The 25,784-nt window shown below is 68.6% G+C and carries 25 protein-coding genes; 1 reads left to right on the top strand and 24 read right to left on the bottom strand.

Going from position 1 to position 25,784, the window contains the following annotated elements; all coding sequences use genetic code 11:
- Positions 1 to 17: 17 nt before the first annotated feature.
- The 9 genes from Q7W02_02645 to Q7W02_02685 form a co-directional block, all read right to left on the bottom strand.
- Positions 18 to 767 (bottom strand): pseudouridine synthase, encoded by a 750-nt coding sequence (locus Q7W02_02645; GenBank protein ID MDO8475088.1) that lies wholly within the window; start codon positions 765 to 767, stop codon positions 18 to 20.
- Entirely contained in the window at positions 712 to 1,353 is a 642-nt protein-coding gene (gene scpB, locus Q7W02_02650) for an SMC-Scp complex subunit ScpB (protein ID MDO8475089.1), read from the bottom strand. The genes Q7W02_02645 and scpB overlap by 56 nt, the downstream gene beginning before the upstream one ends.
- Before the next feature lie 26 nt (positions 1,354 to 1,379).
- Positions 1,380 to 2,189 (bottom strand): segregation/condensation protein A, encoded by an 810-nt coding sequence (locus Q7W02_02655; GenBank protein MDO8475090.1) that lies wholly within the window; start codon positions 2,187 to 2,189, stop codon positions 1,380 to 1,382.
- A 121-nt stretch (positions 2,190 to 2,310) separates the two neighbouring features.
- Positions 2,311 to 3,303: a tryptophan--tRNA ligase gene (gene trpS / locus Q7W02_02660; protein ID MDO8475091.1), complete on the bottom strand. Its 993-nt coding sequence runs from the start codon at positions 3,301 to 3,303 to the stop codon at positions 2,311 to 2,313.
- Positions 3,300 to 4,073: a glycosyltransferase family 2 protein gene (locus Q7W02_02665; protein ID MDO8475092.1), complete on the bottom strand. Its 774-nt coding sequence runs from the start codon at positions 4,071 to 4,073 to the stop codon at positions 3,300 to 3,302. Before Q7W02_02665 ends, trpS begins: the two co-directional genes overlap by 4 nt.
- Positions 4,070 to 5,101: a glycosyltransferase family 9 protein gene (locus tag Q7W02_02670; protein ID MDO8475093.1), complete on the bottom strand. Its 1,032-nt coding sequence runs from the start codon at positions 5,099 to 5,101 to the stop codon at positions 4,070 to 4,072. Before Q7W02_02670 ends, Q7W02_02665 begins: the two co-directional genes overlap by 4 nt.
- Positions 5,098 to 5,619 carry an adenylyltransferase/cytidyltransferase family protein gene (locus Q7W02_02675; protein MDO8475094.1) on the bottom strand — a complete coding sequence of 174 codons (522 nt, stop codon included), beginning with the start codon at positions 5,617 to 5,619 and terminating at the stop codon, positions 5,098 to 5,100. Before Q7W02_02675 ends, Q7W02_02670 begins: the two co-directional genes overlap by 4 nt.
- Complete coding sequence (locus Q7W02_02680) at positions 5,597 to 6,613, bottom strand: PfkB family carbohydrate kinase (GenBank protein ID MDO8475095.1); 1,017 nt, start codon at positions 6,611 to 6,613, stop codon at positions 5,597 to 5,599. Before Q7W02_02680 ends, Q7W02_02675 begins: the two co-directional genes overlap by 23 nt.
- Complete coding sequence (locus tag Q7W02_02685) at positions 6,601 to 7,206, bottom strand: HAD-IIIA family hydrolase (GenBank protein MDO8475096.1); 606 nt, start codon at positions 7,204 to 7,206, stop codon at positions 6,601 to 6,603. The genes Q7W02_02680 and Q7W02_02685 overlap by 13 nt, the downstream gene beginning before the upstream one ends.
- A gap of 458 nt (positions 7,207 to 7,664) precedes the next feature.
- Here Q7W02_02685 and Q7W02_02690 point away from each other — a divergent pair, with 458 nt between their 5' ends.
- On the top strand, positions 7,665 to 10,595 hold the full coding sequence (locus tag Q7W02_02690; protein MDO8475097.1) for a TaqI-like C-terminal specificity domain-containing protein: 2,931 nt from the start codon (positions 7,665 to 7,667) through the stop codon (positions 10,593 to 10,595).
- A gap of 136 nt (positions 10,596 to 10,731) precedes the next feature.
- Here Q7W02_02690 and Q7W02_02695 read toward each other — a convergent pair whose 3' ends face one another.
- From Q7W02_02695 to Q7W02_02765, 15 genes are all read right to left on the bottom strand, one after another.
- Positions 10,732 to 11,856: a glycosyltransferase family 4 protein gene (locus Q7W02_02695; GenBank protein ID MDO8475098.1), complete on the bottom strand. Its 1,125-nt coding sequence runs from the start codon at positions 11,854 to 11,856 to the stop codon at positions 10,732 to 10,734.
- Positions 11,853 to 12,983: a glycosyltransferase gene (locus Q7W02_02700; GenBank protein ID MDO8475099.1), complete on the bottom strand. Its 1,131-nt coding sequence runs from the start codon at positions 12,981 to 12,983 to the stop codon at positions 11,853 to 11,855. Before Q7W02_02700 ends, Q7W02_02695 begins: the two co-directional genes overlap by 4 nt.
- Positions 12,980 to 14,098 carry a glycosyltransferase family 4 protein gene (locus Q7W02_02705; GenBank protein MDO8475100.1) on the bottom strand — a complete coding sequence of 373 codons (1,119 nt, stop codon included), beginning with the start codon at positions 14,096 to 14,098 and terminating at the stop codon, positions 12,980 to 12,982. The genes Q7W02_02700 and Q7W02_02705 overlap by 4 nt, the downstream gene beginning before the upstream one ends.
- On the bottom strand, positions 14,095 to 15,228 hold the full coding sequence (locus Q7W02_02710) for a glycosyltransferase family 4 protein (GenBank protein ID MDO8475101.1): 1,134 nt from the start codon (positions 15,226 to 15,228) through the stop codon (positions 14,095 to 14,097). The genes Q7W02_02705 and Q7W02_02710 overlap by 4 nt, the downstream gene beginning before the upstream one ends.
- The gene (locus Q7W02_02715) at positions 15,225 to 16,334 is read right to left on the bottom strand and encodes a glycosyltransferase (protein MDO8475102.1); all 1,110 of its coding nucleotides are present in this window, start codon (positions 16,332 to 16,334) and stop codon (positions 15,225 to 15,227) included. Before Q7W02_02715 ends, Q7W02_02710 begins: the two co-directional genes overlap by 4 nt.
- Positions 16,331 to 17,335: a lipopolysaccharide heptosyltransferase II gene (waaF, locus tag Q7W02_02720; GenBank protein ID MDO8475103.1), complete on the bottom strand. Its 1,005-nt coding sequence runs from the start codon at positions 17,333 to 17,335 to the stop codon at positions 16,331 to 16,333. Before waaF ends, Q7W02_02715 begins: the two co-directional genes overlap by 4 nt.
- Entirely contained in the window at positions 17,335 to 18,390 is a 1,056-nt protein-coding gene (lpxK, locus tag Q7W02_02725) for a tetraacyldisaccharide 4'-kinase (GenBank protein ID MDO8475104.1), read from the bottom strand. The genes waaF and lpxK overlap by 1 nt, the downstream gene beginning before the upstream one ends.
- 61 nt (positions 18,391 to 18,451) lie before the next feature.
- Positions 18,452 to 19,714 (bottom strand): 3-deoxy-D-manno-octulosonic acid transferase, encoded by a 1,263-nt coding sequence (locus Q7W02_02730; GenBank protein ID MDO8475105.1) that lies wholly within the window; start codon positions 19,712 to 19,714, stop codon positions 18,452 to 18,454.
- A gap of 17 nt (positions 19,715 to 19,731) precedes the next feature.
- Positions 19,732 to 20,382, bottom strand: a complete 651-nt coding sequence (locus Q7W02_02735; GenBank protein ID MDO8475106.1) for a DUF374 domain-containing protein — start codon at positions 20,380 to 20,382, stop codon at positions 19,732 to 19,734.
- Positions 20,379 to 21,542 (bottom strand): lipid-A-disaccharide synthase, encoded by a 1,164-nt coding sequence (lpxB, locus tag Q7W02_02740; GenBank protein ID MDO8475107.1) that lies wholly within the window; start codon positions 21,540 to 21,542, stop codon positions 20,379 to 20,381. The genes Q7W02_02735 and lpxB overlap by 4 nt, the downstream gene beginning before the upstream one ends.
- Positions 21,529 to 22,335 (bottom strand): LpxI family protein, encoded by an 807-nt coding sequence (locus tag Q7W02_02745; protein ID MDO8475108.1) that lies wholly within the window; start codon positions 22,333 to 22,335, stop codon positions 21,529 to 21,531. Before Q7W02_02745 ends, lpxB begins: the two co-directional genes overlap by 14 nt.
- On the bottom strand, positions 22,314 to 23,345 hold the full coding sequence (locus Q7W02_02750; protein MDO8475109.1) for a Gfo/Idh/MocA family oxidoreductase: 1,032 nt from the start codon (positions 23,343 to 23,345) through the stop codon (positions 22,314 to 22,316). The genes Q7W02_02745 and Q7W02_02750 overlap by 22 nt, the downstream gene beginning before the upstream one ends.
- Positions 23,342 to 24,205: an acyl-ACP--UDP-N-acetylglucosamine O-acyltransferase gene (lpxA, locus tag Q7W02_02755; protein ID MDO8475110.1), complete on the bottom strand. Its 864-nt coding sequence runs from the start codon at positions 24,203 to 24,205 to the stop codon at positions 23,342 to 23,344. Before lpxA ends, Q7W02_02750 begins: the two co-directional genes overlap by 4 nt.
- Entirely contained in the window at positions 24,177 to 25,214 is a 1,038-nt protein-coding gene (gene lpxD, locus Q7W02_02760) for a UDP-3-O-(3-hydroxymyristoyl)glucosamine N-acyltransferase (protein MDO8475111.1), read from the bottom strand. Before lpxD ends, lpxA begins: the two co-directional genes overlap by 29 nt.
- A gap of 6 nt (positions 25,215 to 25,220) precedes the next feature.
- Positions 25,221 to 25,784: an OmpH family outer membrane protein gene (locus Q7W02_02765; GenBank protein ID MDO8475112.1), complete on the bottom strand. Its 564-nt coding sequence runs from the start codon at positions 25,782 to 25,784 to the stop codon at positions 25,221 to 25,223.

Genomic DNA, 25,784 nt, shown 5'->3' on the forward strand with positions numbered 1-25,784 from the left:
GGGCTCCTGATGCGGATCTATCGGTGAATCCTGGCTAGTATAGGCGAAGCGCCCTGGTCGCGCAAGCTCCGAAGCCCAACGAGCTCCGCGGCGCTTAGGGCGCGCGTGTGCCCCAACGGCAGCGCCCCTAGACGCAGCGGGCCGAATTGGACGCGGCGCAGACGCATCACGGGGTGGCCGAGGGCCTTGCAGTAGCGCTTCACCTCGCGGTAGCGCCCTTCCTTGAACGTCACGCTGAGCCACGTGCTCCCTCTCCCGTGCTTCAGGATCCGCACCGCCGAGGGCAGCGCGGGACCGTCCGGCAGGAGCACGCCGCGCCGCCACCGCTCGAGGTCGCCCGGCCCGACGTGGCGCTCCACCTCGACCTCGTAGACGCGGGGGATCTCGTAGCGCGGATGCAGGAGCCGGTTGGTCAGCTCGCCGTCGTTCGTGAGGAGCAGGAGGCCCTCGGCGTCGTAGTCGAGCCGCCCGACGGGAAAGAGCCTGGGCGTCTCTCGGGGCAGGAGATCCGTCACGACCGGGCGGCCTTCGGGGTCGTGGAGGCTCGTGACGTAGCCGCGCGGCTTGTGGAGCAGCACGTATGCGTGCGCCTCGCGCGCGCCGACGGGGCGGCCGTCGAGGGCGATGACGTCGGTCGCGGGGTCCGCTTGGGCGCCGGGCTCGAGCCGCACCGTTCCGTTGACGGTGACGCGGCCGGCCTCGAGAAGCGCCTCAGCCCCGCGGCGTGACGCCAGCCCCGCCTGGGCCAGGATCTTGCTGAGCCGCATCGGTGGCAGGAGAGCTCTCCACGGCGTCGCCGGATCCCGCCGCCCCCGCGGCGTCTGGCGGGGTCTCCGGGATCACGAGGTCGCCCTCGACCTTGGGCAGGTCGGCCAGGTCTCTCAAGCCGAAGGCGACAAGGAAGTCGCGCGTCGTCTCGTAGAGGAACGGCCTGCCGGGCGAGTCCTTCCGCCCGGCGATGCGGACCATGCGGCGGTCGAGGAGGTTGTCGAGGACCGCTTCAGAGTTGACGCCCCTGACGGCGTCGATGTCGGGACGGGATGCCGGCTGGCGGTAGGCGATGATGGCGAGGGTTTCCAGCGACGAGCGCGACAATCGGGAGCGCGTCCGGCTGCGGGCCAGCTTCACGAGCCAGGGCGCGACCTCGGGCCGCGTCACCAGGCGGTAGCCGCCGCCCACTTCGATGATCTGGAGCGCCCTGCCCTGCCCGTCGAGCCGCTCCGTGAGCACGCTCACCAGCTCGCGCGCCTGGCCCGCGGAAGGAAGGTCGAGCACCTCCTGGATGCGCTCGGCCTCGACCGGAGCCTCGGAGGCGAAGAGCAGCGCTTCGAGGACGTCTATGGGTTGAGTCATGCGTGGGGGTTCAGTCATGGTTGGGCTCAGTCATGCGCGGTCTCTCCAGGGGTTGGAGCGTCAGTGGGCGGGACGTCCGAGGCGGCATCGGTCGGGGACGCCGACTCGATGACGATCTCGCCGAACAGTTCCGCCTGGTGGGCGCGCGCCTGCCCGAGCCTCACGAGCTCGAGCAGGGCAAGGAGCGTCACGATCCACTCGGCGCGGACGCGCTCTTGCCCGGCGACGGACGAGAAGAGGATGGACCACGTGTGCCGCAGCAGCTCGATGACCTCGCCCATGCGCTCGAGGACCGAGAGCGGGTTCGGCTCGATCTGGCGCGGCGTCTGGCGCTTCTGCTCCTCGATGAGCCGCGTGATGGCCCTCTGCAGGAGATGAACCGAGAGGTCCTCCAGCGGGACGTCCTCGGGTGGCGGCAGCTCGCCGACGGTGCGGCCGTAGAGCAGCGCCTGCTCCGCCTCGCGTAGGCCGAGCCAGGCGCCGAACTCCTTGACGCGCGCGTACTCGCGCAGCCGCTCGGCCAGCTCCTGGCGCAGGAGCTCGCCCTCCTCGTCGAGGCTGTCCGGCGGCGCCTCGGGATCGACCGGCAGCAAGAGCTTGGACTTGAGGTAGATCAGGGTGGCGGCCATGACCATGAAGGCGCCTGCGGTGTCGAGGTCCTGGAACTGCACCGACTCGAGATGCGCTAGGTACTGCTCGGTGATGGTGCGGATGGGCAGGTTGGCGAGGTCGACCTCGCTGGTCCTGCAGAGGTGAAGCAAGAGGTCCAGCGGGCCGACGAAGGACTCCACCCTGACGGTCAGGCCCTGCGGCTCCGTTTCCGTATCCGCAGTCATCCGGTAACGGGGGCCCAGAAATGGCCCCCGTACTCCCCCAGTAACGGGAACCAGAAATGGCCCCCGTACTCCCCCAGTAACGGGAACCAGAAATGGCCCCCGTACTCCCCCATGTTCGCAATCATTTCGGCTCCAGGTTGATCACGGAGCGGACTTCGTCCATGGTCTTCTTCGCGAACTCACGCGCCTTCTTCGAACCCTCGTGGAGGATCTCCACGATCTCGCGCGGCTTGGCCGCGAAGCGCTCGCGCCGCTCGCGAATCCCGGCGAGCGGCGGCACCATGTGGGTGAGCAGCACCGCCTTGCAGTCGAGGCAGCCGATGCCCGCCGTCCGGCAGCCGGTCGCGCAGGCTTCGCGCGGCTCCTCGGGAGTGAAGATCTTGTGGAGGTCGAAGACCGGGCAGAGGTGCGGGTTGCCCGGGTCACTCCGCCGCTTCCGGGCGGGATCCGTGATCATCGGCTTGACCTTGGCCGTGATCTCCTCGGGGGTGTCCGACAATAGGATCGCGTTGCCGAGCGACTTCGACATCTTGCGGCCGTCAGTCCCCGGCACCTTCGGAATCTGGGTCAGCTTGACCCCGGGCTCCGGGAAGACCGGCTTCCACGTGTTGTTGAAGCGCCGCGCCACCTCGCGCGTCAGCTCGACGTGCGGCACCTGGTCGATGCCGACCGGCACCCACTGCGGCTTGTACATGAGGATGTCCGCCGCCTGGAGCAGCGGGTACCCCAGGAGCCCGTACGAGGGCGACTCGAGCCCCAGCTGCTCCACCATCTCCTTGTAGGTGGGGACGCGCTCGAGCCAGCCGACCGGCGTCACCATGGAGAAGAGGAGATGGAGCTCCGCGTGCTCGGGCACCAGCGACTGGATGAAGAGCGTGCTCCGCTCCGGGTCGAGACCCGCGCCGAGCCAGTCCGCCAACATCTCGATCGTGCTCTCCGGCGCCTGGCCGCTGTTCTCCGCGTCCGTCGTGAGCGCGTGCCAGCTCGCAACGAAGTAGAAGCAGTCGTACTCGTCCTGGAGCCGCACCCAGTTGTCGAGCGCGCCCAGGTAGTTGCCGAGATGGAGCTTGCCCGTCGGGCGCATGCCGGAGAGCACCCGCTGCTTGGAGGTCATGACGCTCCCGGATCTCCCTGTCCCGAGCCCCGGTGCGCTTCCCAGGCCTTGGCCATGCGGAGGAACACGTAATTGGCGTAGAGCACGGCGAGCACGAAGCCGCGCCAGCCGTCGAGGAAGCCTAACCTCAGGACGTACATGGAGAGGAATCGCCCGAGCGGGCGGAGCGCCAAGTCGGCGAGCCCCGCCCGTCCGCCGCGGCTGACAATCTCCTGGGCCGCAAGCGTGGAGTACCGGTTCGAACGCGTGACGAAGTCCTCGAGTCCGCGGTACGAGTGATGCAGCATCGGCTCGACGAGGGCCTCGACGTGGCCCTCGACCACGACCGATTCGTGCACCGCGCTGTCCACAAAGCGGCCGGCGTCCCGGCTGAAGAGGCGCAGCTGGTAGTCCGGAAAGAGCCCGCCGTGGCGCACCCAGGCGCCCCAAAAAACATTCTTCCGTGGGATCGAGTAGCCGTCGGCCGGGCCGTTCGCGCGCACGATGCGGCCGATCCGCTCCCGGAGCTCGGGGGTGACGCGCTCGTCGGCGTCCAGCGACAGCACCCACTCGCCGGTCGCCTGTTCGAGCGCGAAGTTCTTCTGCGCGGCGAAGCCTGCCCACGGCCGCACCCAGATCTTGTCCGTGAACTCGCGCGCGACCTGGACGGTCTTGTCGGTGGACTCGGCGTCGATCACGATGATCTCGTCCGCCCAAGCGGCGCTCTCGAGGCAGGCGCGCAGCCGCTCCTCCTCGTTCCAGGCGATGATCGTGACGCTCAGCCGGTTCACTCCGCACCCTCGAGCATGCCTCGCGCGGCCTCGAAGACTCCCGCGACCTCGAGTCCGGCCATGGTGCCGTCTGGACTCTGCAGTCCCCGACAGCGCGCCCCGTAGGGGCCGTTTCGCTCGGCGAGGGACGGCCCGTAGAGCCCGAGAGACGGCGTCCCGAGCGCCGCCGCCAGGTGAAGCGGCCCCGTGTCATTGGCGATCATCAGCCGGCACCGCTTCAAGAGGGCCGCGAGCTCACCGAGGTCCGTGGGCGGAGCGAGGATTGCGCTGAGCCCCGGCAGCGCCAAGGAGATCTCGCGCGCCATGTGCGCCTCGTCGGGGCCCCAGAGCAGCAGGAGACGCGCGCCCGCTTCAGTGGCCAGCCGCTCGGCCAAGGCGCCGAAGCGCGCCACAGACCACCGCTTCTGTGGATGGCCCGCGCCCGGGTTGATCGCGACCAGCCGGTCACCGAGCTTGACACCCTCCTTGACGAGGAGCTCCCCGATCCGACGCTCCGACGCCGCGGGCACGGGCACGTGGAACTCCGCGGGCCCCGGCGTGATACCGAGCGGGGCGAGGAGCGCCAGGTACTGCTCGACGACGTGGCGCGCCGAGTCGGGGGGCGTCACGTGACGGTTGGTGAAGAGCGCGTTCCAGCGCTCGCGGCACCGGCCCGCGCTGAAGCCTATCCGCACGGGCGCCCCTGTGTAGGCGGTCAAGAGCCCGCTCTTCAGCAGGCCCTGGAGGTCTATGGCCACGTCGAAGGAGGCGCGCCGGATCCTCTCTCGGAGCCGCCCGACCTTGCCCAGTACCTGGCGGGCTCCCGCCGGGCGCCAGATGAGCCGGCGCCACAGACGCGTGTCCACCGGCACCACCGCGTCGAGATCGGGGTGGTCGCGGAGGATCGCGTACTCGCGCGCCTCGACCACCCACGTCAGGTGCGCGGAGGGGAGCGCGCGCCTGAGCGCGTGCGCGACCGGGAGGGCGTGGACCACATCACCCAGCGAGGACAGCTTGATGATCGCGATACGCGGGCTGCGCGACGTCATCGCCCCGCCCCGGGCTTCTCTCCGGATCTCTCCCCGGATCTCTCCCCGAATCTCTCCACGATGAGCCGGATGAGGTCGCGCGTGGCGTGGCTCTTCGGATCCCCCGCGATGGCGACGCACCCTCCGGCCGAAAGGACCGCGCTCCGTTCCGGCACGGACTCCGCCGTGTAGTCGGTGCCCTTGGCGTGCACGTCGGGCCGGAGTCTCGCGACGAGGGCATCGGCGGTGTCGTCCTCGAAGATGACCACGCCGTCCACGGACGCCAGCGCGCCGACGATCTCCGCGCGCTCGGTGGCCGTCATGATGGGCCGCCCCGGCCCCTTGAGCCGGCGCACGGAGGTGTCCCCGTTGACCCCGACCAGGAGGGCATCGCCGAGCGCGCGGGCCTCGCTGAGGTAGCGCACGTGGCCGACGTGGAGGAGATCGAAGCAGCCGTTGGCCAGGACCAGCCGCTTGCCCTGGCGCCGCCAGCCCTCGGCAAGACGGGCCGCCTCGTCAACGCCGAGCAGCGGCGCCATCGTCACCAAGCGACTCGGAAAGCTCCTGCGGGGAGACGGTCGCCGTGCCTCGCTTCATCACCACCACGCCGCCGGCCACGTTGGCGAGCCACGCGGCCTCGACCGCTTCCGCCCCGGCGGCGAGGGCGACGGTAAAGGCGCTGATCACGGTGTCCCCCGCGCCGGTCACGTCGGCGATCTGATCGCTCCCGTGAATAGGCATGAACGTCACGGGCCCCTCGCGCTCGAGCAGCGCCATGCCCCGACTGCCGCGCGTAATCAGGAGATATCGCGAATCGAGCCGCTCGAGCACCACGCGCCCGGCCTTCTCGAGAGCGCTCTCGTCTCCCAGCTCGGCCCCCGCCAGCGCCTCGACCTCGGGCTCGTTCGGAGTCGCCGCGGTCGCGCCCCGGAAGCGCGGCAGGTCATAGCGGCTGTCCACTGCCACGATGGCCCCGTGCCCTCGCGCCGCCTCGATGACGGCTTCGAAGACCCGTGCCGTGACGGAGCCATAGCCGTAGTCGGAGACGAGGAAGGCGTCGGCTCCGCTCCCGGCCGCCTGCACGGCGGCGATCAGCCGCGCCTCGACATCGCCCGTCAGGCTCGGCTCGGGCTCGCGGTCCAGCCTGACGACCTGCTGGCGCGTGGACTCGTAGCCGCCTGCCATGATGCGCGTCTTCATCGGAGTCAGGCGCCCCGCTGCCCTGCTCACACCCTCGCAAGGGATCCCGGCTTCGCCGAAGAGCCGCAGGACTTCGTCTCCCGCTGGGTCTCTGCCCAGGACGCCTACGGGCAGGGCCGTCGCACCGAGGGCGCGGACATTGTGAGCGGCATTCGCGGCGCCGCCCAGGCGAACCTCGCGGTCCGTGAAGCGGAGGATGAGGACGGGCGCCTCCCGGGAGATGCGCGCGGGCTTGCCGTAGAGGTATTCGTCGGCGATGAGGTCGCCGACGACGACGATCCTCTTGCCGGTGAACCCCGTGATGAGCGCGCGGAGCCTCTTCACCGGGAACATGGCATCTCCAGTCTCCCCAGCGCCCACTCGACGGCGTCGAAGAGATCCTCGGCCACATGGTCGGGCTTCAGCGTCCACTCTTGCCGCCGATACTCCCATTCCCCACGGCCGTACCCCGTGAGCACGAGGACCGTCGCCAGTCCAGCCGCGTGTCCAGCTCCAATGTCCGACGGCTTGTCGCCTACCATCACCGACCGGGACAGGTCCAACGCCAAATCCGCCGCCGCGCGGAGCAGGAGCCCCGGCTTGGGCTTCCGGCATTCGCACTCAAGGCGGAATGGCGGCCGCCCGGCTGTCGGATGATGGGTGCAGACATAGAGAGCGTCGAGAATCGCTCCGTGCTCGGCCAGCTGGCGCTCGACCTCGGCGTTGACCGCGTCGAGTGTCTCTTTCGAAAAATAGTCTCGCGCAATGCCGGCCTGGTTGGTCGCCATCACCGCGGCGATCCCTGCCCGATTGAGGCGGGCGACAGCGGCGGGCGATCTCGGCAGCATGCGTACCCGGCTGGGGTGATTGATATACCCCGCCTCCTCGATGAGACAACCGTCGCGGTCCATGAACACGGCTGGACGGCCAGTGGACGCCGGGGGCATGAGGGCAGTGTAATGCTCCGGCCCGGATTGATCAATGAAAATCCCGGTTTGGTCGTGTCTCGGGTCGACCGTAGGGGTCGAGGTCGGCAGTGCCACCCGTGGCGTACACCTGACATGGTCCCGCGCGCGAAGCGGCCTTCTGACGTGATCCCGCTTACCAAGGCGATCCGGGACACTGCGACGGGGACAAGGGAAACGTCAAAACTAGGGGCCTCGAATAGGGGACCATTGAAAGGGGGTCTGAGGGGCGGGAAGGCTCGCACCATATAGTAGTTATCATCCAGAAAGCAGAGGCAGGTCACCTAGCCTATGGCGTACACGCGTTGCGGATACGGCTAGATTTCTCTCCGCAGTCCTCACTTCAAGAGGCGAACCCTGATCCTGCATATCGGGACCCGCGGGGGGTCCCAAGCTGAATCCGATCCGTTTCCGGTACCCACACGTTACACTACCGCGTGATGGCCGACGCCGTGCTCCCTCCGTGCCCTCCGATTATTCTCGAAAAGGTTCGCCAGTTCACCGAGCACATCGAAGTCTACAAGTCCGGAGACTACAGCGAGGCCCAGCTTCGGATAGATTTCCTCAATCCCATGGTCGAAGCCCTCGGCTGGGACGTGGAGAACAAGCTTGGCTACGCCGAGGCCTATCGCGACGTTGTCTATGAAGACCAAGTCAAGGTTGGTGGGGCGGCCAAGGCGCCCGACTACGGCTTCTATATCGGTGGCCGCGCTGCCGGTGGCGGGCGGAAATTCTTCCTAGAAGCGAAGAACCCCTCGATCAATCTTCTTGTCAATCCTGCTCCCGCATATCAATTGCGACGCTATGCATGGACCGCCAAACTTCCCCTGTCGATCCTCACCTCGTTCGAGGAGTTTATCGTCTACGACACCCGCGTCGAGCCGTTAAAGACAGACAAGGCAACAACTGCCTCTATCCTCAAGGTTGTCTACACCGACTTTCCCCAGCGTTGGCACGAGATAGCAGCGCTCTTTTCGATCGACGCCATCCGCCGAGGTTCATTCGACCGCTTCGCGCAGTCGATGAAGAAGCAACGTGGCACGGCACCGGTCGATGATGCGTTCCTCCAGGACATCGAGCAGTGGCGAGAGGACCTCGCCCAAGCCATCGCGAAACACAACCCGACGATTTCTCAGCGCGATTTGAACTTTTCAGTGCAGCGCACGATCGATCGCATCATCTTCCTCCGGATGTGCGAAGACCGAGGTATCGAATCACCGGCGAGCCTTATGGCACTTCTAAGCGGTGACCGAGTCTATACACGGCTCGGTGAGATGTTCCATCGCGCCGATGATCGATACAATTCTGGGCTGTTCCATTTTGCAACGGAAAAAGGCCGTGATGAAGTCCCCGATCAGCTGACTCTCCGGCTGGAGATCGACGACAAAGTTCTAAAGCACATCATCAAGCGGCTTTACGACAGCCCGTATGAATTTAGCGTCCTGCCGCCGGAAATCTTGGGCCAAGTCTACGAGCAATTCCTCGGTAAGGTCATTGTCCTCACGGCCGGTCATCGTGCAAGGGTCGAGGCTAAGCCGGAAGTACGTAAGGCGGGCGGTGTTTACTACACTCCTGCATACATCGTTGACGACATCGTGAAAGACACCCTAGGCAGGTTGCTCGACGATCTACCTCATCCAAGCGAGAACCCTGGCGACCAACCACGCCAATCGGTAGCGCCGCTCGCCAGTAAACGAGATTCCGGTCGCGTTCTCTCTCCTAAGGACGCTGTGAAGCTGCGCATTCTCGATCCGGCGTGCGGGTCGGGCTCATTCCTGATCGGCGCGTATCAGTACCTCCTAGACTGGCATCTCCGTTGGTATCTGAAGAACGATCCCGACCAACACTGCAAGGGCAAGAACCCTCCCCTCATGCGGATGGCGAGAGCCAGATACAGCCTTTCAAGTCCTACCACCCAGAGTGTCGACTACCGCCTCACCACCTCCAAGCGCAAGGACATCCTACTTAACTCAATCTATGGCGTCGACATTGACCCCCAGGCCGTAGAGGTCACCAAACTGTCGCTCCTTCTGAAGGTCCTCGAAGGCGAATCACAGGAATCGATCAACGCGCAACTCAAGCTCTTCCACCAGCGTGCACTGCCTGATCTAGGACGAAACGTCAAATGTGGGAACAGTCTCATTGACTCTCACTTCTATGCGACCGGGCAATTGACGCTGAACGAGGAAGATCGCATCCGCATCAATGTATTTGACTGGGACAAGGGATTTCCTGAAATCATGAAACACGGCGGATTTGACGTAGTGATTGGGAATCCACCATACATCTTCGGTGAGTATCACGATGCGAACACGAAGGCATTTCTTGAATCGATAATGAGAAGCGCCGTGGGTCAATACGACACCTATTGGCTGTTCATTGAACGGGCGCTCGATCTGACACGAGATGGGGGACGGTGCGGTCTTATTGTTCCGGATGCGCTGCTCGCACGCGACGAGTGTTCAACCATTCGCGAATTGTTGCTCAGCAAGGGCCTAGAACGCTTGTTTCATTGCGGACTAGTGTTTTCCGCAGGTGTCTCCGCCCTCGTGTTTACCATCGCAAAGGGCTCACGGCCAGCGCAAATCAGAATCGAGACACGAGAAGGTGAACGAGCGGTGGAGCGCGAAGCGTGTTCGTCGGACCGTTTCATGAAGGATCCGCGACGGAAATTCTTGATCTATGCTTCTGACGCAGAAGCAGTCTTGATCGACGGGATTCGAGCACACTCGAAGCCGCTCCTTAAATACGCCAAACTGTCGCGAGGGGAAGAGCTAGGCAAGAAGAACGTTCTCGCCAGTGGGCCAGTCCCGATCCTAGTCGGCGAAAACATCGGGCGCTATTCGCTTAGCCGCCCAACACGATTCATTCGGAGGCCCGAGAAGGATAAGGATCTGTATCGCTCTCCGAAGATTGTGATCGTCAAAACGGGAGCCCAGTGCATTGCGTCGCTCGACCGCGAATCGCTTGTAACGATGCAGTCTGTGTACAACCTCCACATAATAGATGACGCGATCCCGATCGAGTCCATGTTGGCAATTCTCAATAGCCGCCTAACTGCCTATCTGGTTAAGAAGACCTTTACGGCGTACAAGTTACTCTTTCCTCAGTTGAACCAGACAACAATAGAGGAACTCCCAGTTGTCCTACCAGACAGTGAACAGCAGCGAGAGGCGAAGACGCTGGTAGACAGAATACTCGAATTGCGGCAGCAGCTAGTGGCAACGAGGTCGCCAGTCGACCAGGAGCGCCTGTCTCGTGAGATCGAGGCCATCGGTGATCGGATCGACCAATTTGTCTACGGGCTCTATGACCTGACTCCTGAGCAGATTCGAATCGTCGAGCAGGCCACAGTCCCTTCCTCCGCGTAAGAGGCTGAATGGTGGACGCGGATAAGGAGAGTTCAGACCGTCTGATCTCGGCGGCGTCATCGTGGATGAGCGGACTCTTCGATTTAGTCATCGACCGCCGAAACCCCTAACGCCAAACTGAGACACTACCTCTGTTTTACTGACTCGAGGAACCCGTCAGGGGGCTGAGAAGGCGATAGATTCGTTCGAGCCCTTCGACCTGCGCCGCGTAGGTGAACGGCTCGGCCGACGTCCGGGCCGCCAGCGCCAGCCTTCCCGCATCGCCGTCCCGAATGATCCGCAGTCCTTGCGCGATATCGGACGGATCGAGAGAGGCTGTCACAGCGCCGTTCACGCCGTCCCGCACGACCTCAGATCCGCCCGTCATCGCACTCGTGAGCACCGGGACGCCGGACGCCAGCGCCTCGAGATGCACGTTCCCGAATGGCTCGTAGCGGGCCGGCAGAGCCACGGCGTCGGCGGCGGCATAGAGCCGTTCGACGTCGGGACGCGGCGCTGTCCAGGTCACGGATCCCTGCAGGTCGAGCCGCGCCTCCAGCCTGCGGTATATCTCGGTCCGCCCTTTGCCGGCCACGAGGAGGCGGATGTCACGGGACCGGAGGGCGGCCACGGCCTCCATCAGGGGTCCTAAGCCTTTGCGCTCGAAGCCGGAGCCGACGAACGCAACCAGCCACGCGTCCCGCGAAATCCCCAGCGCCTCCCGAGTCTCCGCTCGCCAGCGCTTGCGGTTCTCTGGATGGAAGCGGGTCAGGTCCACACCGTTATAAACGACGGTGACGCTCGAAGCCGGCGTGCGGTAGAGGCGCTCGATTTCGGCCTTGCCCCTTGCGGAAATCGCCACGATGTGGCGCGCGCCCCGAAGCGTGAAGATGCGCCGCTCCAGCCACAAGAGGAGCCGATGCTGAGGATTCACTTGAAGGCCCCCGCGCCCCATGGCCTCGAGGTACGCCCGATGGCAGCCTTCGCCGGCCCGGTAGATGTCCTGGGCCAGGCACCGCTCGTGGCTCTGGACGAGGTCGTAGGCTCCGGCGCTCACCGCCCTCTTCGCCGCCAGGGCGAAGCAGAGCTGGCGGAGCACTGAGGGCTGCCCCGGAACCGCGAGCCGGCGGAGGCCGACGCCGGGGACAGGGAATTGCCCCGCTGACGTGATGAGGTCGACGTCGTAGCCGCCGCGCTCGACGAGCGCTCTGAGCAGACCCGCGGTGGAGGTTTCGACGCCACCGTGGAAGGAGAAGGGGCGGCAGATGACGGCGAGCTTCATCTGGTCGCCATGACTCGCTCGATCAGCGGGAACAGCTCGGCCCGCGCCGCCTGGAAGCTGTAGCGCTCCACGCAGCGCTCGCGGGCCTGGGCGCCCAGAGCCTCCGCATGAGTGGAATCGTCGAGGAGCGTCCGAATGGCGGCGGCCAGCCCCGACACGTCCCCCGGCTCGACCAGGAGACCACAGCCGTCGAGGATCTCCGGGATCATGGAGACTCGCGTCGAGACCACCGGGCGCCCGAGAGCCATGGCGTCGAAGATCTTCGCCGGGACCTGACCGACGGTGTCGGGCGTTTCCCGCTGGGGCACGGCCACCACATCGGCCGCCGAGAGGAGCGTCGGGACTTGCTCAAACGGCACCCACGGCACGAGCGCGGCCCGCGGGCACCGCCCGAGGACCCGCTTGCCCGCCGCGCTGTCGGCGTGGGCTCCCACCACCACCAAGGCCACGTCGGGCCGTCCCAGCGAAGCCACGGCCGCGGCGAGGTCGTCCAGGCCCTTGTAGTCTCGCGGCGTGCCGAGGAACATGACGACGCGCTTGTCCCCCACGCCGAGGAGGCGGCGTCCAGCAGCAGGGCTCGCGCAGCCCGGCTTCCACGCGTCGGTGTCCCTGACGTGCGGGATAAGCGTGCCCCCGAAGCGCTGCTGGAGGAAGCGCGAGGCGACCGTCACGCCATCCGCGAGCGCGGTGAGTCGCTCGCAGAGCCAGGTCCACGGCAGGCCGCTCGGGTTGCCGAGGTTGACCGCGCGGCCGACGGTGCCCCAGAAGCCCGACCCAAGGTAGAAGCCCACCTCCCAGTCGTCGATGTCGAGCAGCAGCGGCCGTTTTCCCGCAACGCGCTTGAGGTAGCCGACGCCGGCGCTCGCGAGCTTCGTCTTGGACGCGTAGATGAGATCCCCGTCGGCTCGCCGCGCGAGATCGGCCATCGTGGCGACGAATCCCGGCATGCGCCGGGCCGGGACGCTCGTGTAGCGGACGGGCCCGGAAGCCACGGGCTCCCAGAGCCCTGGCCCCGAGCGCGGTCCGATCACCTCCACGGAGCCGAGTGGTACCAGCAGTCTCGCCAGGAGATCGGCGCGGCCGGCGGCATTGGCTGAGACGTCGAAGCAGAGCACGGAGATTTTCATGAGTGAGCGGCGAGCCGCCGGTAGTGATCGAGCAGGCTTGCCGCCACGCGTGCGCCCGTCAGTCGCTCATGGCAGAGGGCCGCCGCCCTCTCGCCCAGCCTTCGCCGAAGCGCGTCGTCATCCAGCAGGGTTGCTAAGGCGCGGGCAAGCTCGGGCGCGTCGCCCCCCGGCACGAGCAGCGCCGACGCATCGTCCGTCAGGACTTCGGCCGCGACGCCGACGCGGCTGGCGATGACCGCCCGGCCGGCCGCCAGGTACTCGAAGAGCACGCGTGACATCCCGTCGGACTCGAGCGGCGGGTACAGGGCGATGTCGAGAGATCCGACCACTCGGGCCGGATCGTCGACGAAGCCAAGGAAGGAGACTCGGTCGCCGAGGCCGCCGCGCACCACGCTCTCCCGGATCGCGGCTTCGAAGGGCCCCTGCCCCACGAAGAGGAGGTGAAAGGCACGTCCCGAAGCGGTCACCCTGTGAGCCGCCTCGACCACCACCGCATGGCCCTTCATGACGCGGAAGCCGGACAAGAGCCCCACGAGCGGCACCCCGGCCGGTAGCCCCAGCTCCTGTCGGAGAGCGGCGCCGTCGTGCCTGGGCCTGAATCTCTCCCCGTCGGCGCCGCCAGGGAGCGCCACCACGTGGTCGGGGAGCGCCAGACCCGCGGCAAGGCACTGGCGGCGGATGGCCTCGCTTACCGTCACGACGAGATCGGTCGCCTGGCCGTAGAGCCAGCGGTTCAAAGCGTGCGGACATATCGGCTGGACGATGTGGCGGGTGCGAACGAGGGGCCGCCTCTGCGAGGACAGGCGGTTCGCGACTGCCGCCAGCCAGTGTTCCTTGCCGCGATGGACGTGGACGATGTCGGCGGCCGGAAGCCACGCCTGAAGCGTCCTCATGTCGCGGAAATCGGCGGCGGGCCGAAGGCCCGAGCGGAAGCTCAAGGTCTCGATCCGCTGGACCCCTTCGCCGCGCGCGCGCGACATGACACGCTCCTCGGTCCCACGACGGCAGACGAGCGTCGCCTCCTGCCCGGCCTGCGTCAGCTCGCAGCATACCCGCGCGGCCCAGTAGGCATCCGAGGACCACCCGCCGCAGGAGACCATGTGGATCACCTTCACGGCGCCGCGCGAAGCCTCCCGATAGTCTCGAGGTAGAGCGCCTCCATAGCTTCCGCGTGACGCTCCCCGGTGAAGAGGAGAAGGGCGCGGCGTCTCCCGGCCTCGCCCATGGCGCGCGCCTCAGAGGGAGCCGACAGGAGACGCTCAAGGGAGGCGGACACTGCCGCCGGGCTCGGCTCGTCGAGGAGGAGCCCCGTCTCCCCGTGGACCACGGCGTCAGGGAGCGCGCCCACCCGGGCGGCGAGGACAGGCCGCCCCGCGGCCATGGCCTCGAGGGCCGCCCGGCAGGACTCGTCCGAGCCCGCTCCCATGAGGACGAACACGTCGAGGGCTCCGAGCACCGCCGGCAGGTCGGCATCCCGATAGCCGGCAAAGAACACCCGGCGCTCGAGCCCGAGGCGCTTGACGAGCCCCTCGAGCGCATCGCGCCGCTCTCCCTTTCCGACCAGCAACAGCCGCGCATCGTCGAGCGCGCGGGAGAGCAAGCGGAAGCCTTCGATCAGAGCCTCGTGACCCCGGCCGCCAGCGAGCCGCGCCACGCAGCCGACGAGGGGGACGCCGGTCGCCCCGAATTCCTCGCGGATCTTTATGGCGCCCGGCGCGTCAGTGACGAAGCGCGCGGCGTCCACTACGCCGTCCGCGCGGTAGAGCCGCGAACCGGGGACGCGGGTTTGGCGAAGGCGCTCCTCGATGCGCCGGCTCACGGCAATGACTGCGTCCGTGCGTCGGTAGAGCGCCGAATCCGGCCAAGCGCGCCGGACCGAGCGCTCGTTGTGGAAGGTCCTGATGAGGGCTGCCGTGCCGTGTCCCCACCACCCCAGCCAGTGGTCGTGGCCGTGATGGACGTGGACCACGTCCACGCCCTCACGGGTCACGAGGCTCCTGAGCCGCCGGGCATCACGCACGATGGCTACCGGGCCGGACTTGACGTCGAGCCTCAAATCTTCCAAGGGCTCTATGCCGGCCGCGCGCGCCTTGGCCTCGAAGCGGTCGCCTGCCGCCAGACCGAGAAGCACGCGGTGCCCGCGGGCCTGGAGCCCGAGGACCAGCCGGAGCACGGGCTCCGCGCTTCCCGTCCACCAGCGGTTGGCGACGACGTGGAGGACTGTGAGCCCGCCCGTTCCGCTCATGCGCGCACCGGACGTGGGGCCGCTCCCGCGATGACATCGTCGTAGAGGGCAAGCAGGCGCGAGACGGAAGTGCCATGAGAGAAACGCTCCTCGACCAGCCGCCGCGCCCCCCGGGCGCGAGCCGCGGCGCCCGATCCGTCGCTCAAGACCGACTCAATAGCGCGCGCCAGGGCGGCGGCGTCCTCGGGCGGGACGAGAATGCCCGTCTCGCCATCCTTGACCACCTCGGGAATTCCGCCGATCGCGCTCGCCACCACGGGTACCCCGGCCGCGAAAGCCTGGAGAAGGGACTGCGGCACACCCTCGGTCCGCGTCGAAGCCAGGACAAAGCAGTCCATGGCGCGCAAGAGCGCCGGCACGTCGGTCCGGAAGCCGGTGAAGACGACCGCCTCACCGAGACCGCGATCCTTCGCGAGCCCTTCGACCCAAGGCCGCCGGATTCCGTCGCCGACGAGCAGGAGCCGCGCCGTGGGATGCCGGGCGTGAACCGCGGCGAAAGCGTCGAGGAGATATGCATGGCCCTTCGAACCCCTGAACATGGCGACCGACCCGATCACGGGCCGCGCAAGGCCCAGGCTCTGGCGCATCGCGTGGGCATCGTCTGAGCCACCGGTAAATTCCGCCAGATCCACGCCCGCCGGGATGGCGGTGACCCGCCCGGGATCGACCCCGGCCTCGATCACGAGGCGGCGGATGGCCTCACCGCTCGTGATCACCCGATCCGCGAGCCAACGATAGACGGGGTTCCAGCGCCGTCGTATGCGGATCGAGACATGGCGCGTCCGCACGACGGGGACGCCAGCGGCGCGCGCAGCCAGCCCGCCCACCCAGCCGTCCACCGAGCTGTGGGTGTGGACGAGGCTGACCCGCTCCCGCCTGATCAGCCGCTGGAGCGCGCAGACGGCGCCGAGATCCCACGCGCCCCGCATGCGGACACCCACGGCCTCGAGACCCGCCGCGCGCGCTTGTCCCACGAAGCGGCCATCGGGCTGACCCGCCAGGAGGACCCGCCAGCCTCGCTCGACAGTCCAGCGAGCCTCGCTGAGCGTCCTCAGCTCCTGGCCTCCGAGGCCCGGAGAGGACTCGGTGTGGAGCACGGTCCTCATGCCGTGAGCACCTCCTCCACTATCTCGGTCACGGCGGCCGCCGCGATGTCCCGCATGCACACGTGGTCGATGGGACAGCGCGGGAGGAAGCACGGCGCGCACGGCGCGCGCCCTTCGACTCTCCGGGCCGCCTGGCTCCTGGGAGCCGTGAGACGCGGATCCGTCGGCCCGAAGAGCGTGACCGTGGGCGTGCCGACCGCCGCCGCGAGATGCGCGAGCCCTGTGTCGCTGCTGACCAGGCACGCGAGGCGGGCGAGAAGCCGGGGCAGCAGCTCGGGCCGGTCCCGAGCGACGAGTGATGGAATGGCCCAGCCGGCGGAGGCCGAGACCGCGGCGACCGTCTCCACGTCGGCAGGGCTGCCCAGGAGAATGGGGCGGAGCCCGCGCTCACTCAGGCGCGTAGCCGCCTCGCCGAATGACGCCGCCGGCCACTGCTTCGACGAGCCGAATGATGCGCCGAGGTGCAGTCCCACCGCCCGGGCCCCGCGGGAGACTCCGCACTCGTCGAGCAGCGCCGAGACCGCGGCACCGGACGCCGCATCCTCCCCGAGGCGCCAAACCGGAACCGTTGCCGGCGCCGCCACGCCTGCCGCCTCGAGGAGTCCGCGATACTCGTCGATCTGATGCAGTCGCGGCGAAGGCAGCGGTACGGCATGCGTCAGCAACGCTCGCCGCAGGTCGGTGTCATAGCCGAGCCGCATACGGGCGCCCCAGAGACGCGCCGCGAGGGCGGACTCGAAGGAATTCGTGAGCAGTACCGCACCATCCGGGCGCATTGCCCGGAGCGATGCGGCGAGCCGGCGGCGGTCCCTCCACTCGAGCGGATAGGGCACAAGGGCATCAGCCACGCCCTGTCCCGCGAGAAGAGACGCCCAGCGGCCGACGGCCACCACGCAAACCCCGGCGCGGGCCGCTCGAAGGCCGTGCAAAGCGGGCAGCGCCATCACCGTGTCGCCGAGCCAGTTCGGGAGGCGCACCATGACGGCCCCGGTCTCGAACATCACGGCATCCGCCGCCCGACGGCCGCGCGTCTCAGCGTCTCGCTGAGCACCTGGGCGAGGGCCACGCCGTCGGCGCCCATCTCGAGCCGCACTGATAGCACCCAGAACGGCACGTCTCCGAGGGGCATCTCACGGAGCCGGACCCAGTCCTTCTCCGTCGTGAGGGCGGCCTCGGCCCCAGTCTCCTGCACCCTCGCGGCCACGCGAGCGAGATCGCCTGGCGTGTACCAGTGATGGTCCGGGAACTCCGCCAACCCCGCTACCTCCGCTCCCAGGCCCTCGGCTGTCGCGACGAATCCCCCGGGTGCCGCGAGTCCCGCCAGGATGAGCACCTTCCGCCCGCAGAGCGCCTCAGGCGCTTCGGCACGAACGTGGTTGCCGCGCCGAAGCGACGTCGGGCGGTAGGCGCCGCTCAAAACTGTCGCTGCCGATGCTCGAAGCCGCAGCACGTGGGCGATATCGCTTGTGGCGGTGACAGTTGGCGGGTTCGTGACCACGACGAGACGGGCCCGCTTGAGCGCGGACAGCGGCTCGCGCAGGGAGCCCCTCGGAAAGAGCCGACCGTTACCCCACGGGTTGCTTCCGGAAACCACGACGATCTCGAGGTCCTTGTAGAGCGTCCTGTGCTGGAATCCGTCGTCGAGGACCAGCGCGTTGGCGAAACATGTCCCGACCGCGACCGCCCCCGCGTCGTACCGGCTCTCCCCCACCACGATCGGCACGCCGGGCAGCCGTTCAGCCAGGAGCACAGGTTCGTCGCCGCCGTCCCTGGCGCCGAGCCGGAGGCCGCCGCCGTCGGCCACGATTCGAACGCCGCGCGTGCGCCGCCCATATCCTCGGCTAACGATGGCGGGCCGCGCGCCCATCTCGCGGAGCGCCAGCACGACGACCTCGGCCAAGGGTGTCTTTCCGCTCCCGCCCACCGTGACATTGCCGACCGATATCACCGGCACGGGAAGGCCGCGCGTGGACAGAAGGCCGATCCGGTAGGACGCGGAGCGCGCCGTGAGGGCGGCGCGATAGGCCACCGCCGCCGCGCTGAGACCTGCGCGCACCAGGGGGCCCGCCCGCCCATGCCAGGCTTCTTGCAGCCAAAGCTCCGGAGCCCGCCCCGGTTCAGCCATGCGCCGGCTCCATCAAGAAGCGCTCCACGAGCTCGAGGGTGTGCTTCACGGCTCCCTGACGACCCACGACGGCCTGGAAGGCGGCCTCTCCCATACGCCGCCTAAGCTCGAGGTCGCCCAACAGGTGGCCGACGCAGCGCTCGAGCTCCGCGCCCTCGCGGACCAGCACCGCGCCGCCGGCGGCCAGGAGGACGTCGGCGCTCTCGCGGAAATTGCCCGTATGAGGCCCGAAGAGGACCGCCTTTCGCAGCAGCGCGGGCTCCAGCATGTTGTGGCCGCCTGTCGGGACGAGGCTGCCCCCGACGAACACCACGGTCGCGACCCTGTAGAGCTGCGCCAGCTCGCCGACCGTGTCGAGAATGATCACCGCACTCCGGTCCCGCGCACCCGGAAGATCGCTGCGGCGGACCGCGCTGAGCCCACGTTCGAGCACGAGGCGCTCCACCTCCGGCACGCGCTCCGGGTGCCGCGGGGCAAGGAGCAGAACGAGCTGCGGGAAGCGCACGCGGAGCCGCGCGAAGGCGTCCAGCACGGCGGCATCCTCGCCCCGATGCGTGCTGCCCGCGATCCACACGAGGTCATCCTCGCCGAGTCCGAGCAGCCGCTGCCACAGGGACTCGCCGCCGGCATCCGGGGGGGCGAGGTCCGTCTTGAGATTGCCCGTGACCACGACCCGCTCGGGCGGGGCGCCGAGGGCGATGATGCGGCGGGCGTCCTCCTGCGACTGCATCGCGAAGACCCCGACGTCACGCAGCATTCGGGAGGTGAGGAAACGCACGCGGCGGTAGCGCCGGAAGGAGCGGTCCGAGATGCGTCCGTTGGCGATCATGGACGGGATGCCGCGCGCCGCCAGCGCCCGAAAGAAATTCGGCCACAGCTCGGTCTCCATGCCGATGAAGAAGCGGGGCCTCACGGCATCCAGCGCGCGGCGGACAGGCCTCGGCAGGTCGACGGGGAAGTACCGGTGGCTGACCTTGCCATCGAGCCGGTCGGACACAATGCGCGCCCCCGTCGGCGTGACCGTCGTCATGACGATACCGAGCTCCGGCCACCGGCGGAGGAGCGCCTCGACCAGCGGGACCGCCGTCGCCGCCTCCCCGACGGACACGGCGTGGATCCAGCAGCGCGGCTCGGCCGGCAGGTCCGCCCCGTAGCGCCCGAGGCGCTGGCCGATCGCCTTGTCGTAGCCGGAGCGCCTGAACTTCCGAACCGCGAACACGGGCAAGTAGGCGAGCAGCCCGAGCCGGAGCGCCATGGAGTAGAGGGCGTGGATCAGCGGCGCGCCTCCTCGTCGACCTGCCAGGTGACGGCATTCAAGGCGGCTTCGATCTCCTTGCGCGCGGTTGCCTCTCCGGCCGCGTCGATGTCGCGGGGGACGAGGATCGGCTCGCCGAAGCGGACTACACACCGCGAGAAGGGCTTCGGGATCCGGAATTCGTCCCACGAGCGCGCCCGCCATTCGGAAGACGCCGCGAGAGCCGCCGGCACCACCGGCGCGCCCGTCAGCCTTGCCAGCACCACGACCCCGGCCTTGCACACCTCCCGCGGACCCCGCGGGCCATCGGGCACGACGACGACGCTGTGGCCCTCCCCGATGGCGCGGGCAAGGGCCCGGAGCCCCCCCGCGCCCCCACGGCTCGAAGATCCTCGGACGGTGACGAAGCCGAAGCGGCGCAGGAGGTCGGCTATCATCGAGCCGTCTTCGGAGCGGCTGACCAGCGCGAAGAGCCCCCGCCGGCGATAGAGGTACGGCAGCAGCAGGAGGCGCGCGTGCCAGACGACGTAGATGACGCCCGCGCCCGCGGCCTGCAGGGGCTCCACGGTTTTCTCTTCACGGCGAAGACGCAGCGTGGCGGCGAGAAGCCGGAGCGCCCACGACGCTGCGGCCGGGGCCAGCTTCCGCCCGAGCCGGGCGGCATTCATGCGACGCCCGCGACCTTCAGCACGGCCCGCGCCGCCCGCGCCCCGACGCCCGGCTGCCCCAGCCTCGAGCGCACCTCTTTGAACGCCGCGCGCTGGGCGGTCGCCGCCACGGAATCGACGAGCAGGCGTTCCGCCTCGCTCGCAAGCCGCGCTCCGGTGACGTCGTCCTGAAGGATCTCGGGCACGGCGCCGCGGCCGGCGACGATGTTCGGGAGGCTGATCCACGCCGATCGGTTCAGCAGGCGCGCGACCACCTCGCTCAGTGGCGACACGCGGTAGCAGACGACCATCGGCGCCCCGAGCAGCGCCGCCTCGAGGGTCGCCGTCCCCGAGGCGATCAGGAGCGCGTCCGAGGCCGCCATCACCTCGTGCGTGAGTCCTTCCACCACTTCCACCGGCGGGCCGCCCGCCTCGGACGCGCGCCTGAGGTGGACGGTGACGAGCCCGCGATCCACGCTCGCGGCCAACCCAAGCACGAAGCAGCGTCGGCCGTCGGCCCGGGAGAGCCGGGCTGCTGCATCCAGCATGGGCGGCAGCAGGCGGTCGACTTCCTGCCGCCGGCTGCCGGGCAGAAGGCCCACGAGGGTCTGTCTCTCTCCCACACCCAGCCGCTCGCGGGCCGTCGCCCGGTCGAGGTCGCTCGGCACCACGTCCAACAGGGGGTGGCCCACGAACTCCACCGGGACGCCTGCCTCCTCGTACAGGCTCTTCTCGAAGGGAAACGCCGCGAGGACCCGCGTCACGCGCCGAGCCATCTGCCGTATGCGTCCCCGTCGCCAGGCCCAGAGCTGCGGCGGGATGAAGTACACGACCGGAATCCCCGCGCGCCGCGCCTGCTTTGCTAACCGCAGGTTGAACTCGGGGAAGTCGATGAGCACCATCGCCATCGGCCGGGCTTCCCGGAGCCGCCTCACCAGGAGCTTGTACGCGCGGTAGAGCCCGGGAACGCGGCCGAGGGCTTCGCTCGTCCCCATCGCGGCGTGCGCCGTCGGGTCAACGAGGATCTCGACACCCGCCGCCGCCATGCGGGGCCCGCCCATGCCGATCAGCCGCAGGCCCGGGTCGAGGGCCCGGAGCGCCCTGCACATGGTGGCGCCGTGTAGGTCGCCGGAAGCCTCACCGGCTGACAGCATGATCAGACGGCCGTCAGCGGCCGTCATCCACGCTCACCACGGCGATGCCGGCGCGGTCCGCGATTCGTACCGCCTCGTCGCGCTCCACGAAAAGCACCTTGCCGCCGTCCACGCCGAGCGCCGTCGCGCCGCCCTCCGCCATGGCCGCAAGCGTCGCCGGCCCGACGGTGGGGATATCAAAGCGGAAGTCGTGCCCCGCCGCCACCGCCTTGACGACAACCGCGCCGCGGCCGGCGAGCTTGGCGCCCCGGCGGATCGTCTCGTCGGTGCCCTCGGCCGCCTCGAGGGCCAGCGTGACGCCGCGCGAGCGCACGAGGGTCTGCCCAATCCCGTGCTCCGCCAGGCTGCGCGCGAGCGCGAACCCCGCGCGTATCTCGTCCCACTCGTCCGGCGACGGCTCCCGCGACGTCACCGTACCGGGCCCTATGATCCACGGCGAGAGAAAGGGTCGCTGGTCGAGCACCTCGATCCCCATTTCCGCGAGCGTTGCCACCACCGTCCCCGCCAGCGCGGCGTCCGATAGCCCCGCACGGGCCAGGCGGCGGCCGGCTTCGTCGGTTTCTCCGACCTCGTCGAACACGCGCTGCTTCCAGAACTTGCCCACGAACACGGCCGCCTGGACACGTTCGCCGCGGAGCGTCTGGAGGACTGCCTGGACGTCGGTGATGACGGAGGGCACCACGCGCTCGGCGTGAGCGTCAAGGCCCGCCGCCTCGTCGAAGGCGAACGCGACGACGCGCCACCCCTGGCGGGCGGCTTCGGCGGCGGCCCGGCCGGGGAGGACCCCGGCGCCGGCCATCAGCGCGAGGCGGCGCTCCATGGGAGATCCTTCGGCCAGGCGACCTCACCCCGGCCCTCGCGGATCATCCGCTCGATTTCGAGCGCCACGGCCAGGGACCGAAGGTCCTCGGTCTCGGGTAGCTCCACCTGGCCGGTCGCCTTCGCGGCGCGAGCGGCCGATATCAGGTGGCGGATCTCCAGCTTGAGAGGGTTGTCCTTGTGTACGAAAAGGCGCTCGACGAAGGACGCCTGCCGGTAGCGGATCGACTCGCGGTTGAGGGTGTACTCCTGCGCGGCCCGCCGGTGGATCTGGATGTCCTGGTCGGCGTAGTTCAGGACGATATACGCGTCGGGCTGGGTGATCGAGAGGGTGCGGATCTTCTCCTCGGTCGCGCGGCTCGCCGTGATCGTCGCCATGGCCCCGGAGTCGAAGAGGATCTGCACGTTGGCGACGTCGGCCTGGAGCGACTGGATGGAGCGCCCAAGGGCGTTCATCCGGCGGGGCTCGCTGTCCACGAGACCGAGCACGATGTCGATGTCGTGGATCATGAGGTCCATCACGACGGAGTCGTTCTGCACCCGCGGCACGAAGGGGCCGAGCCTTCTCGACTCGATGAGGACGGGTCGTTCGACGATCTTGCGCAGCTCCTGCACCGCCCCGTTGAAGCGCTCGACGTGCCCCACGTGGAGCACCCGCGCGCGCTGCCGCGCCAGCCGGAAGAGCTCCTTGGCCTCTTCGAGCGTGGGCGTCATCGGCTTCTCGACGAGGACGTGGACGCCTGCCTCCAGCAGGTCACGGGCGACCTCGAAGTGGCGCTCGGTCGGCACGGCGACCGTGGCGATGTCGACGAGCTCCGCCAGCTCCCGGTGCGTGGCCACCGCCCGAGTTCCGTATTGGGCCGCGATCTGCTGAGCGCGGTCGGTGTCGGTATCGCAGATCGCCACGAGCTCGACGTCCCACAGCTCCGCCAGGGCCAGGATGTGGTACTGGCCCATGTGGCCCGCGCCTACCACCCCGGCGCGTATACGTCCGCTCTCCGGCACGCTCACCACACGCGCTCCTCGCTTTCCGCGTCTTCAACTTGCGCATTTGTCGGCGGCGGCGCCGGGACGATGCCGCGCTTCGAGTCCTCGATGAAGTCGACGAGCCGCGCCACCAGCGGGTGGCCGCCGAGCTCGGCCTTGAGCCTGGCGGCGGCGGCAGCGGGCGCGAGGCCGGAGCGGTACAGGATCCGGAAGGCGGCGCGCACCTGGCGCCGACCCTCGCCGTCCACGCCGCCGCGGCGCATGCCGATCACGTTGACGCCGCGCGCCGTCGCGGGCACGCCGTCGGCGATCACGAACGGCGGCACGTCCTGCGTGACCTTCGCCCAGCCGCCTACGTAGGCGTACGTGCCGATCCGCGTGAAGGGATGGATCCCCGCGAGCCCGCCGATCGTTGCGCGATCCTCGACGGTCACGTGACCAGCCAGGCCGGCATAGTTGATGATGATGACCTCGTCGCCGACCACGCAGTCGTGGGCGACGTGGCTCGAGACCATGAGGAAGCAGCGGCTTCCGATCCGCGTGTCCCGCCCCTCGTGGGTGGCCCTGTGCACGGTGACGTACTCCCGGATGACGGTGTCATCGCCCACGCTCACGCCCACGGGCAGCCCCTCGCGGAACTTGAGATCCTGGGGCACTCCGCCGATGAGGGCGCCGTGCCCGACACGGCATCGCGCCCCCAGCCTGACGCGACCCTCGAGAACCACGTGGGCGCCGATCTCCGAGCCGGGGCCGATCGCGACGGACGACCCTATGAGGCTGTAGGGACCGACCACGACCCCGGCCGCGAGCTCCGCACCGGGCTCCACGATGGCCGTCGGATGGATGCGCGCCGGCTCAGGCATGCCGCCCACCTTCCAGCTCACGCACCCGCTTCTCGAGCGCCCGAACCTTGCGGAAGAGCTCCGGCAGCAGGGTCTCGGCCGCCCAGATCCGCCGCGTCTCGCCGGCGGGACGGCTCGGTATGCCGGCCCAGACTTCCCCGGCCGGCACGTCATTCGGCACCCCCGACTTGGCCACGAGGACGGCGCCTGCCCCGATCGTGACGTGGTCGGCAACACCCACCTGTCCGGCCAGCACCGCCCGGTTGCCGATCGTGCAGGAGCCCGACACGCCGACCTGCGACACCAGGATGACGTCCTCTCCTACATCGCAGTTGTGGCCTACCTGGACCAGGTTGTCGATCTTGCTGCCCCTCCGGATCCGGGTCTCGCCGAGCGTGGCGCGGTCGATTGTGCTGTTGGCGCCGATCTCGACGTCGTCCTCGATGCGCAGTCCGCCCACCTGGGGAATCTTCCGATGCGCCGTGCCGTCGAAGGCGTAACCGAAACCGTCGGCCCCGAGCACCGCGCCCGCATGGACGACGACCCGGTCGCCGATGGCGACGCCTTCCTTGACCACGACGCGCGGGTGGAGCACCACATCGTCGCCGAGCATCGCCCCTGCCCCGACGAAGCACAGCGCCCCGACCCTGCTCCTCGCCCCGACCCGCGCGTTCGGCTCGATGACGGCGCACGCGCCCACGAAGGCCGTCGGCTGCACGCGCGCACTGCCGGCGACGACAGCCGTCGCGTGGATGCCGGCGGCGACAGGAGGTTCGGGGTGGAACAACCGCAGGAGCACGATGAGGGCCGTCTGTGGCGAGTCGACACGCAGGAGCGCCTGAGGCAGGCCTTCGACGTCCCGGCCGACAACCAACGCGCCAGCCGCGCTCGTAGCAGCGGCGCGCGCGTAGCGAGGGTGGACCAGGAACGACACGTGCTCAGGCCCCGCGTCCTCGAGCGGTGCGACGCCGCGGATGACCCGCGCCGGATCCCCTTCGAGCGTGGCGCCGAGCGCCTCGGCGAGCCTGCCGAGCGTGAACTGGGCGCCCACGGCAGCCTACTTCTTGGCCTTGCGCGTCTCGTCGTCGAAGGCCTTGATCACTTCCTCCGTGACGTCCACCTCCGGCGCGCCGTAGACGACGCCAGCCTGCCGGCGCTCGAGGATGAGCGCGTAGCCCTTCTCCTTGCCGACCCTGCTAAAGATCCCTTCCAGCTCTCTCAGAATTTTCGCCCCCATGGTCTGTTCCTTCTTCTGCAGCTCCTTTTCGAGGTCGCCGGCGAGACGTTGGGCGTCGCGCAGCTTGCGCTCGAGCTGGTCCTGCTTGTCACGGCGGGCGTCGGCTGAAAGCAGCTGCCCCTTCTTCTCGAGCTCGTCCCGCAGCTTGTCAAGCTCGACCTTGTGACCGTCCAGCTGCTTCTGCATGCCGACCTTGTCCTTCTCCAGCAGCTCGCGGGCATGCACCCCGGCCTGCGAGCGCGCGAGGATACGCTGGAGATCCACGTACCCAATGCGGGTCGCCTGCGGCGCCTGCGCGAGGGCGGGTGTCAGCATCCACCACAGAGCTGAGAGACTCACCAGCACCGTTACCACCACCGCCGCCTCCCTGAAGCGCCTACTCAT

It is taken from the genome of Candidatus Rokuibacteriota bacterium (assembly GCA_030647435.1).
Classification (GTDB): domain Bacteria; phylum Methylomirabilota; class Methylomirabilia; order Rokubacteriales; family CSP1-6; genus AR37.

What these genes read in the sequence shown, in the direction of transcription:
- Q7W02_02645 (MDO8475088.1), bottom strand. Translation starts at nt 767, where the DNA reads ATGCGGCTCAGCAAGATCCTGGCCCAGGCGGGGCTGGCGTCACGCCGC.
- scpB (MDO8475089.1), bottom strand. Translation starts at nt 1,353, where the DNA reads ATGACTCAACCCATAGACGTCCTCGAAGCGCTGCTCTTCGCCTCCGAG.
- Q7W02_02655 (MDO8475090.1), bottom strand. Translation starts at nt 2,189, where the DNA reads ATGACTGCGGATACGGAAACGGAGCCGCAGGGCCTGACCGTCAGGGTG.
- trpS (MDO8475091.1), bottom strand. Translation starts at nt 3,303, where the DNA reads ATGACCTCCAAGCAGCGGGTGCTCTCCGGCATGCGCCCGACGGGCAAG.
- Q7W02_02670 (MDO8475093.1), bottom strand. Translation starts at nt 5,101, where the DNA reads ATGACGTCGCGCAGCCCGCGTATCGCGATCATCAAGCTGTCCTCGCTG.
- Q7W02_02675 (MDO8475094.1), bottom strand. Translation starts at nt 5,619, where the DNA reads ATGGCGCCGCTGCTCGGCGTTGACGAGGCGGCCCGTCTTGCCGAGGGC.
- Q7W02_02680 (MDO8475095.1), bottom strand. Translation starts at nt 6,613, where the DNA reads ATGTTCCCGGTGAAGAGGCTCCGCGCGCTCATCACGGGGTTCACCGGC.
- Q7W02_02685 (MDO8475096.1), bottom strand. Translation starts at nt 7,206, where the DNA reads ATGCCCCCGGCGTCCACTGGCCGTCCAGCCGTGTTCATGGACCGCGAC.
- Q7W02_02690 (MDO8475097.1), top strand. Translation starts at nt 7,665, where the DNA reads ATGGCCGACGCCGTGCTCCCTCCGTGCCCTCCGATTATTCTCGAAAAG.
- Q7W02_02695 (MDO8475098.1), bottom strand. Translation starts at nt 11,856, where the DNA reads ATGAAGCTCGCCGTCATCTGCCGCCCCTTCTCCTTCCACGGTGGCGTC.
- Q7W02_02700 (MDO8475099.1), bottom strand. Translation starts at nt 12,983, where the DNA reads ATGAAAATCTCCGTGCTCTGCTTCGACGTCTCAGCCAATGCCGCCGGC.
- Q7W02_02710 (MDO8475101.1), bottom strand. Translation starts at nt 15,228, where the DNA reads ATGAGCGGAACGGGCGGGCTCACAGTCCTCCACGTCGTCGCCAACCGC.
- Q7W02_02715 (MDO8475102.1), bottom strand. Translation starts at nt 16,334, where the DNA reads ATGAGGACCGTGCTCCACACCGAGTCCTCTCCGGGCCTCGGAGGCCAG.
- waaF (MDO8475103.1), bottom strand. Translation starts at nt 17,335, where the DNA reads ATGTTCGAGACCGGGGCCGTCATGGTGCGCCTCCCGAACTGGCTCGGC.
- Q7W02_02730 (MDO8475105.1), bottom strand. Translation starts at nt 19,714, where the DNA reads ATGGCGCTCCGGCTCGGGCTGCTCGCCTACTTGCCCGTGTTCGCGGTT.
- Q7W02_02735 (MDO8475106.1), bottom strand. Translation starts at nt 20,382, where the DNA reads ATGAATGCCGCCCGGCTCGGGCGGAAGCTGGCCCCGGCCGCAGCGTCG.
- lpxB (MDO8475107.1), bottom strand. Translation starts at nt 21,542, where the DNA reads ATGACGGCCGCTGACGGCCGTCTGATCATGCTGTCAGCCGGTGAGGCT.
- Q7W02_02745 (MDO8475108.1), bottom strand. Translation starts at nt 22,335, where the DNA reads ATGGAGCGCCGCCTCGCGCTGATGGCCGGCGCCGGGGTCCTCCCCGGC.
- Q7W02_02765 (MDO8475112.1), bottom strand. Translation starts at nt 25,784, where the DNA reads ATGAGTAGGCGCTTCAGGGAGGCGGCGGTGGTGGTAACGGTGCTGGTG.